This window comes from Alienimonas sp. DA493 (assembly GCF_043951915.1).
Lineage (GTDB): Bacteria > Planctomycetota > Planctomycetia > Planctomycetales > Planctomycetaceae > Alienimonas.
On sequence record NZ_JBINJD010000189.1, the window covers coordinates 1 to 8,966 of the forward strand.

The window sequence follows — 8,966 nt, forward strand, 5'->3', positions numbered from 1 at the left end:
AGCCGTGAAGCCGTGAAGCCGTGAAGCCGTGAAGCCGTGAAGCCGTGAAGCCGTGAAGCCGTGAAGCCGTGAAGCCGTGAAGCCGTGAAGCCGTGCCCGATCTGCGTGCAGTTCATTGAGACCGCATCTCCTGCTCCCTCCAGGGAGGATGAGCGTCGGGGCGTCGATCTCCTCAGTCGGATCCGGTGCCGACGGCGGCACCGCCCGGCCTTTTGCGTCGCAACTTAGTTTCGCCTCCTCCGCCAGTCCTAGCAGTCGACTAAAAACCAGCACGGCCCTCTATCGTCCGCAACATTTACCATTACAATACCTAGGTGTTTCGGGGGGAAGCGAGTGCCGCCGGCACGGCCGTCGGTCTTACCCTCCAGACACCCCAGATTACACGAAAGCACAGCAATGACTTGCATTGACTCTCCTCGACTTGAGTTCGAGACACGTAACCCCTTCGATCCGCCGGAAGTCCCGCCGGCGACCTACTACGCCGTCGCCGCAGTCGGTCCAGATCGAAAACAAAAGTTTTATATGGACCTGGCGAAGGAACTGCCACGACGGTACGACACGTTCGGCGAAGCGTCGGACGTCGTGTCCGCCGTCACGCCGCCCGACGGCGTTCGGCTCTGCGTCATGGCGGTGTGGGACGACACGGCGGAGAAGCCGACGTTCTGCTCGTTTCTCCGAAACGGCGAGTCCGCTCGTGGCGTGGTGGCGAGGGGAGAGGGGTAAAACGACAAAGAGCGGGTCGTCGGCCCGCTGAGACCATGCCTGCGGGATCGAGCGGCTGACGACAGACTTTTCACTACGCTGAGGACCGGCGGCCTCTACGGCTAGCCGGTGGCCCGGCGGCGAGACGTCGGTGCCGGCCTTGCTGGAACTGATAGGTGCGGCTGATCGATGTGGGCGGAACGTCCCGCACAGTCGGGACGCCGTGCGTTCGGCTGGCCGTATGACTCGTTTTACTTACGGTAGTGGCCGGAGCCTCGATGCGAGGCTCCGGCCATTTTTCGTCGCCCGTAAAGCTTTGCGACGTTTCCGGCGAATTCCAGGCGGATCCGCTCCCTGCCCCCGGCCCGGCGGCCGACGCCTTACCGTCATGTAGTCCGTAACGGCAAGCCTCGCAGGCGGTCCCGATCCACGACTTTCAAGATAAGGCCGGTTCGCCATGATCGCCGCCGGCGTCTTTCCCTCGGGCCAGCGGATTGAACGGTGCAGAGAGACTCTTGGGGCGAAGTGATTCTACTCAGGATTGTGGGCCAGGGTCCAATCGCCGAGAAACCGGAGTAACGAGCGATGCAGCTTCACGATCGCTCCAGTCCCCCCACTGAGACCGAATTCCCGGGTCAATCTCTCGTTTGCAACCCGAGGCCCGGAGTTTCACCCCGTCCGCAGCTTCGGATGCGGAAAGAATCGAGCGAACTATTAAAACGCTGGCGGCCGTCTTTCAGGTACAAACCTGTCGCCGTCCCATCTCGCTCGCAACGCAGAGCCTTCAGGCCCGGTCCCCCGTCGCCCCTACATTCTGGTCGTCGTCCAAAGTCTTTCAGTCGCTCCTAGCGGAACCCCGATCCAACCTGACTCGTGGCGCAGACAGCACGCTCACCCACGACGCTGGAAATAAGTCTGCAAAACTAGCATCAGCCGGTTCTATGCATATAATGCACGTCGCCGATCGGCATCGCCACGGCCGTCAGGCTCGTCGCCTTAACGGCTCGAATTGCCGAACCGGCGCAAACATCATTTCATAGAAGAACAAATGAGCGAAGACAATCTGACCTACGCCGAGGAACTGCGTATCCGACGAGCGATCCACGACGCCGATTTTATCATCTGCGGCCCGTTCTTCCGTCACCACCTACGGTCGGCCGGCGTCGACCCGAAGCGTGTGTCGCATGCGACGGTCTGCCGCTTATCGTGGGAGGAGATCTGGGTGAAACTCGGGGACGCCATGGAGGGGAGCGAGGTCATCGAGCGGCAGGTCATGAACGAAGACGAGGATTGGTCGAGAAAGTTTCTGCCCGACATCATCGGCGTCCGTCTGAAAAGGACCGCAGATCAAGTCGCCGCCGGACGCCCCGGCAAACGCATAATTTAAAAATCACCTGAGAGCGGTCGAGGCTCGACCGTCGTCCGGTCGGGCGATGCGAACGTGACGCTGAGAAGGCCGGGGGCTCGACTCGAGCCCCCGGCCTTCTCTCTAGATCGCCACGCCCGTCGCAAATATTGTAATCCGGAATTTTCGACAAAACCTGTGGCGGCAGGATCCCCCGCCCGGGGCCGCAGCCCGACTCCGTCGGTTACATTTTTTGAAACCTCGCCCCCCGTGAGCCGCCCCGCCCGGCGGAGCGTCGGTGCGAATACGATATTGCAGAAATCCCGACGGCGGAATTTTCGGCCGCTCGAAAAGGTCGAAGGGATTCGGCCGACGTCGGAGACTTTCGGGCGTGACGAGTCCGTACTCCCGATCGCCCTGTCTGACCGTCTAAGGCTGCGGCTTGCGATTCGTGTCTCTTAACAGGGTCGAAAAACGTCTGATTGTCGGGGAGGCGGAACTGCCTCTATTCCCGCCGGGGCCGCTCGATCTGGGACTCCCGGCGGCCCCGCCTCCTGGCATGTCGGTGCGGGGCCGGGACGCCGCACAGGTCGCAAAGCACTCCGAGAACGTCTCTGGGCAGCTTTCGGATCTCCGAGCCGATTCGCCCGGCGACGCCCCAAATCTTCAGCTCTGTCTCCTCGTCCGGGCGGCGGACCGTGAAGGGCCCGCCCTCCGGGACGCCCGGCGGCGGGCTGCCGGGCTCCAGCCCGAGCTCTCGCTCCGCCGCACGACGAACGAGTACCTCCAGCCGGAAGAGGCGGAACGTCCGCTCCTCCGAGACGGCCCCGCTCCCCCGGCAGGCGAGGCACGCCTCCTGCTCGGGCCCCGGCAGCACGCCGGTGCCGTGACAGCGATAGCACTCGTAGAAGCTTGGCTCCCCCAGGTCGCTCCCGCCGCTGCCGGCGGCGGCGTGTTCGTACGTCATCGGCTCCGCCCAGTGAACTCGCCCCGGCGGACTTCGGCGTTAAAGGTTTTGCGACAGGAGCGGCAGGTGATTACCTGTCCGCCCTGTCCCATCGTGATTTTGTAGGTGCCGACCGAGCCGCAGTGAGCGCACTGAGCGACGCCGTTGCCGTAGGCCATGTCCAACTTTCTGCGTGGGAGGTACGAGGGACGGACAGCGGCGGTCCGTCATCCGGCGTAGCGAGAGCTCCGTCCGGAACGGCTCAACTTTTTCTCCGGATCCCGTTCGGAGACCGGCCATTCCCGCCTCGGGGGAGCCTACGCACACGATCCGGCTCCGAGTATGCCGGCCGCCGCTCGCCCTTCAGAAGTTAAAGCGACAGTGACAGTCCCGCATGGCCCGAGTAGGAGGTCGCTTCAGAGGTTCTCGCCGCCGTTGCAACTCAATTCCTACTGGAGGTTCGTTCGTTGGATCAAAATGCAGTTATCACGAGGCCGGAGATGCGATCTGCCCGAGCCGACGCTTCGCCTCGGTCAACCGGTCGGGATCGGTGTCGAAGCCGTACCGTTCGCCCAGCCAAGCGACGGCGTCCGCCAGTCTCGTCAGCGGTGCGGCGGCGTAGTGTTTGTCAGCGACCGTTTGGGGAGCGTGCCCCAGCCACAGCTGCACAAGTTCGGCGAAGCCCGCTTCCGAGTTGAGCAGCGACGCCCCGGTTTTTCGCCACCGATCGGCCCGAGTTGGGACTTTAACGCTGCGTCTCGCCATCTTCCGCTTCAATTGGTTCAGGGCGTTCCGAACGTTGTCCACCGTGATCAGCTCGTTCTTCCCCTTCCCCTCGGCGTAGTACTTCAACAGGCTCCCGGTCCGAGTCAGCAATGCCCGATCCTCGCATCCGGGGAGAGGTTCCGGCCGATCTTCCAGTTGCTCCCGCAAAGTCTCTAACGTCTGATCCCAAAGTACGTGGGAGACGACCGGCACGTTCGTCGCTTCCTCGGTTTTGCTTCGCTTCCTGGTGACGATCCCAAGTTCCGCATCCACCTCGGAGAGTTTCAGGTCCGACAGGTCGACCGGAAGGCAACCGAGATTTCCTAGCAGCAACAGCCAGCAGCGCAGCCGGTCGGGGGCGGCGTCCGCCATAACTTTCAACAATTCGGGCGGATAGGTCTCCGGCTTCTTTTTCGCCGCTTTGATGTGAATTTTGTCGACGTTCCTCGGCAGCCGATCCAGTTGCTCTGTCTCGTAAAGGTGCCGAACGAACGTCCGACAGACGTCCAACGTCGCTTTGGCGTTGTCAGTGGAGAACTTCCTTTCGGTCGACGCCACCTCGGACAGCAGGTGCGAACGGTAACGTTCCAGCCAAACGGCGTTGATGCATTCCACGTCGTCGCCGCCGGCGAACGTCACCACCTCGGACAGCCGCTCCGACGACCGCTTCAACGTCGACGGCTTGTGCCCCTCGGTCGCTTTCCGTTCGAGGTAGCGGCCGACGGCGGCCCGGACGGTGCGGTCCTCGGGCACGTCGGTCTCGGGCCGGTGCCGCCGGAAATCGGCCAACGTGTCCAGCCTCCGCAGCCAAGCCCTTTCCTCGGCGTCCTCGCAGCCGGCGAACGGCCACGAGAACACCGTGTCCGGCCGATCCAGCGGCTTAGGCGACACCTTAGCGAACTCCCGTTCCAATTTTTGCAATTGCTTCGCCAGCCGGTCACGCCAGCGGATCAGATAGTTCCGCCATTCCTCGAGGTCGGGCTTGCCCCGTTCCGGGTCGGCCTCCGATTCGGGCACCTCCCCGGTGCGTTCGAGGGCGTTCAGTTCGTCGGCGATCCAGCGGGACAATTCCAGTCGAACGGCCGTGGCGTGTTCGTAGTCTTCACGGTGGGGCTTAGCTTCGTCCCCCTTGGCGTCGATGTCGGCCCGCCAAGTCAGGAAACCCTCCCACGCCGCCCGTTCGGCCTCCCGGTCGCTTTTCGAGGGCACGACCGAGGATTGGTATCGTCGTCCCTTGTAACGCTTGACCCATCGTCCGCCTTTCCCCTTCTTCGCTTGCCAGGTCATCCGGCCTTTCGGTTTGCCGGGCCCGCCGTTCTTCGCCATCGGTTCCGAGAGGTGAGCGTGAGACTTTTCGTGAGACACTTCCGGGAGAAAAGTGTCTCACAGGTGTCTCACCCGCACAATCGAATCCCTACTTTTTCAGCATGAAAGACTCATGACGTCGGTTTCCGGAGCCGAAGGTCAGAGGTTCGAATCCTCTCGGGGATACTTGTCGTTAGCGGTGATGAAGACGCGTGTTGCGTCTCCAACCTCCGGGGCGGAGCGGCCTCGCCCGCCCGGGGAAGTGGTCGTCCTACCACGTTTGCGAGCCGGAAAGGTCCGCTCCCGAGACTCCGTCGCCCCTCCCAGCCGGGGTCGGTCGGTCCGCCTGACTGCCATCGAGACGGGCGTGGGGGAGGCCGGCGTCGCACGATTTGACGACGCGCGGCAGGTCCGCTTGGCAAAACCGCGGGCGCCGCGGTCGGCGTGATCGCGATCGAGCCGGGGATCGCCCTGCAGGGCGATCGACATCACCGATCCGCTCGGCTTGGCCCTCGGTGCGGCGGCGAGCGCCGCCTTGCGGGCGCCGGTCTGCGTCCCATCCGACGGGGCCCGATCGAAGGGGGCGGCCCGACCGGGATCGATTGTCGCCCGCCGTTCGCGGCGGTAAGACGAGTTCGCCCGCCGCATCGATTCGAAACGCCCGATATGACGCCGCTGCTCCTCGGCCTCGCCCTCTCCGCCGCGGTCCCGGCGCCGGCCGCCGGCGCCGGCGACTGCCGGCCCGTGGAGTTGAGCGCCGCGGAGGCCCACCGGTTGATGCTGGACCGGCTCGGGATCGACGCCCTCCGCCCCGGGGCCGACGGGTGGAACCGCGACGCCCCCAACGCCGCCAACTACGACGAGGCGCAGGCCGTCCCCTACCCCGACCTGCCGGACCCCCTCCTCACTGAGGCCGGCGACCCGGTCGCGACCGCGGAGCGGTGGCGGACGGTCCGGCGGCCGGAACTGCTCGAACTGTTCAGCCGCGAGGTCTACGGCCGCGTGCCGGACGACGCCCCGGCCGTGACATGGGACGTGACCGAAACGGAGCGGCGGACGATCGGGGACGTCGACGCCGTCACGAAAACGCTCGTCGGCCGCGTGGACAACTCCGCCTGCCCCGGAATCGAGGTGGGAATCGAGCTGTATCTCGCCGTGCCGGCCGACGCGGCGGGGCCGGTTCCCTGCGTGCTGGAATTCGGGTTCGGCGGGTTCGACCCGCCGCCGGCGCGGACCGGCGACCGGCGGTCTCGGTTCGGGGGGGCGCCGCCGTGGGCCGGGCAGGTGTTGGACGCCGGCTGGGCGTTCGCGATGGTCGTGCCGAACAGTATTCAAGCGGACGACGGGGCCGGATTGACGCGCGGCGTGATCGGCCTCTCCAACGGCGGGCGGCTCCGCGACCCGGACGACTGGGGAGCGCTGCGGGCCTGGGCGTGGGGGGCGAGCCGGGCGCTCGACCGGCTTGAAGCCGACCCGGACGTGGACGGGGGCCGGGTCGCGATCGAGGGGCTGTCGCGGTACGGCAAGGCGGCGCTGGTGGCGATGGCGTACGACGAGCGGTTCGCGGCGGCGTTCGTCGGGTCGTCCGGCAAAGGGGGGGCGGCCCTGCTGCGGCGGGACTTCGGCGAGCGGGTCGAGAACCTCGCCTCCGCCGGCGAGTCCCACTGGATGGCCGGCAACTTCCTGAAGTACGGCGGCCCGCTCACCCCCGGCGACCTGCCGGTCGACGCCCACCAGCTCATCGCCCTGTGCGCCCCGCGGCCGGTGTTTCTGAGCTACGGGGCGGCGACCGGGCCGGGGGCGGAAGGGCAGTGGGTCGATCAGCGGGGCAGTTTTCAAGCGGCCGTCGCCGCCGGCTCGGTCTACGAACTGCTGGGCGGCCGCGGTTTGGGGGCCGACGCGATGCCCGCCGTCGGCGTCGCCCTCGCCGACGGCGACCTCGCCTGGCGGCAGCACGCCGGCGGCCACACGACCGGCCCGAACTGGCCCGCCTTCCTCGCCTTCGCCGGGCGGTACTTCGCAACGGCGGGCGACGATCCCGGCCGCGAGCCGTCGGACCCGCCGCCGACGCTCAAGGGGGCGGTCGGCGGGCGGTTCAAGATCGGGGTCGCCGCCGGCGTGGAGACGATCGCCGACCCGGCGAACGCCGCCCTGATCGTCCGCCACTTTGAGATCGTCACGCCCGAGAACTGCATGAAGCCCCAGGGCATCCACCCCGCCGAAAACGAGTACCGGTTCGGCCCGACCGACCGGTTCGTGGCGTTCGCCGCCGAGAACGGCCTGGAGGTCGTCGGCCACTGCCTCGTCTGGGCCAAGGACGACCGCACGGACGAGTGGATGAAGACCGAGCCGGACGGCTCCCCCGTCACCCGGGAAACGCTCCTGCGGCGGATCGAGGAGCACGTCGCGACCGTCGCCGGCCGGTACGCCGAGCAATGCACCATGTGGGACGTGGTCAACGAGGCGCTGGCCGAGGGCGAGGACGAGGGCCTGCTGCGGGACTCCGTCTACTCCCGCACGACGGGGGTCGACTTTCTCGTCGCCGCGTTCAAGGCCGCCCGGGCGGCCGACCCGGACGCCCTGCTGATCTACAACGACTACAACGGCCACAAGCCCGGCAAGCGGGAGAAGTTGCTGGAGCTGCTCCGCACGTTGAAGGAACGGGGCGCGCCGGTGGACGCCTACGGCATGCAGGGGCACTTCGAACTGGGCGACGCCTCGATCGACCAGCTCCGCGAGACCTTCGACGCGTTGCGGGAGCTGGGCGTCAAAGTCGTCGTGTCGGAACTCGACGTCGACGTGGTGACCCGCGGCCGGTGGTGGGCCGACGGCGGGGCGTACCGCGACGAACTCCGCGCCCACGACCCGTACCCGGACGGCCTGCCCGACGAGGTGGCCGGGCAACTCGCCGAGGAGTACGCGGCCCTGTTCCGGCTGTTCCTGGAGTACGACGACGTGATCGCCCGGGTCACCTTCTGGAACCCGCACGACGGCGAGAGTTGGCTGAACGACTTCCCGTGGCGGCGGACCAACCACCCGCTGCTGTTCGACCGCGACCGGCAGCCGAAGCCGGCGTTCCACGCGGTGATCGGCGTGCTGAACGACGCGGGCGTTCCGGCGGACGCGGAGTGACCCGGCCGCACGGCTGACTCATGGCCCGGAGCTGAGGGCGCCGGTCGGCGGGAGGGCGGCGGTCGATTTGAGCCGACGAGCCGGAGTCCCTTCGTGCGGGCGGGCTCGGGATCCGTCGTTCGCATTCTCCGCCGAGGCCTGATCCCGCCTCGCCTTGCTCGCCGCCGAAGTCCCGTTTCCTCAACGCTTTCGTGGTCGCAGCCTCCAGAAGGCCGTCACCTCGAGCAGCCCCCCGTATGAGCAGCGCCCCGTATCGGCCGAACGGCACGGGGGCGCCGGAAGCTCGCCGGGAGGCGACGTCTCGGGCTCTCCGTTCGGCAAGATTTCGCCGCGTGTCGCGCGTTTGCTTCCGACGTCCCGCCGAGGGGATGCGACGGCGCTACGTCGGAGGCCCCGGCGCCTCGCCGCTGTCCGGGGCTGAGTCGTCGACGGACTGATGAACGGCGGCGCGGAGAGTTTCGGAGGGGGCGTCTTTCGTCACGTAGTCACAGGCCCCCGCAGACCGCATCCGGGACTCGACCTCCGGGTCCTGGTGCATCGACAGGCCGATGATCCGCAACGCGGGCATCGCTTCGGTCAGTCGACGCGTCGCCTCGATTCCGTCGAGCTTGGGCATATTGACGTCCATGAGCGCCACCGCGGGGCGCAGCCGGCGGACGACCTCGATTGCTTCGAGACCGTCCTGCGCCTCCCCGACCACCTCGACCTTCGGGTCGAAGGCTAACGTCCTCGCCACGCCGCGGCGGACCATCTCGTGGTCGTCGACGACCA

The 8,966-nt window shown here is 66.8% G+C and carries 6 protein-coding genes; 3 read left to right on the forward strand and 3 right to left on the reverse strand.

From position 1 onward, the window contains the following. Positions 1-396: 396 nt before the first annotated feature. The gene (locus ACG2DA_RS20045) at positions 397-723 is read left to right on the forward strand and encodes a hypothetical protein (protein WP_395258114.1); all 327 of its coding nucleotides are present in this window, start codon (positions 397-399) and stop codon (positions 721-723) included. A 1,027-nt stretch (positions 724-1,750) separates the two neighbouring features. After that, positions 1,751-2,089 (forward strand): hypothetical protein, encoded by a 339-nt coding sequence (locus ACG2DA_RS20050; RefSeq protein ID WP_395258115.1) that lies wholly within the window; start codon positions 1,751-1,753, stop codon positions 2,087-2,089. 463 nt (positions 2,090-2,552) lie between these two features. Here the strand turns inward: ACG2DA_RS20050 and ACG2DA_RS20055 are convergent, their stop codons facing one another. Beyond that, positions 2,553-3,014 carry a hypothetical protein gene (locus ACG2DA_RS20055; protein WP_395258117.1) on the reverse strand — a complete coding sequence of 154 codons (462 nt, stop codon included), beginning with the start codon at positions 3,012-3,014 and terminating at the stop codon, positions 2,553-2,555. Between the two features lie 465 nt (positions 3,015-3,479). Then, positions 3,480-4,967, reverse strand: a complete 1,488-nt coding sequence (locus ACG2DA_RS20060; RefSeq protein WP_395258118.1) for a hypothetical protein — start codon at positions 4,965-4,967, stop codon at positions 3,480-3,482. Positions 4,968-5,729: 762 nt separating this feature from the next. Between ACG2DA_RS20060 and ACG2DA_RS20065 the strand changes: the two genes are divergently transcribed. Next, positions 5,730-8,195 (forward strand): endo-1,4-beta-xylanase, encoded by a 2,466-nt coding sequence (locus tag ACG2DA_RS20065; RefSeq protein ID WP_395258120.1) that lies wholly within the window; start codon positions 5,730-5,732, stop codon positions 8,193-8,195. Between the two features lie 379 nt (positions 8,196-8,574). Here ACG2DA_RS20065 and ACG2DA_RS20070 read toward each other — a convergent pair. After that, a partial coding sequence (locus ACG2DA_RS20070; protein WP_395258122.1) for a response regulator transcription factor occupies positions 8,575-8,966 on the reverse strand: 392 nt, incomplete at its 5' end.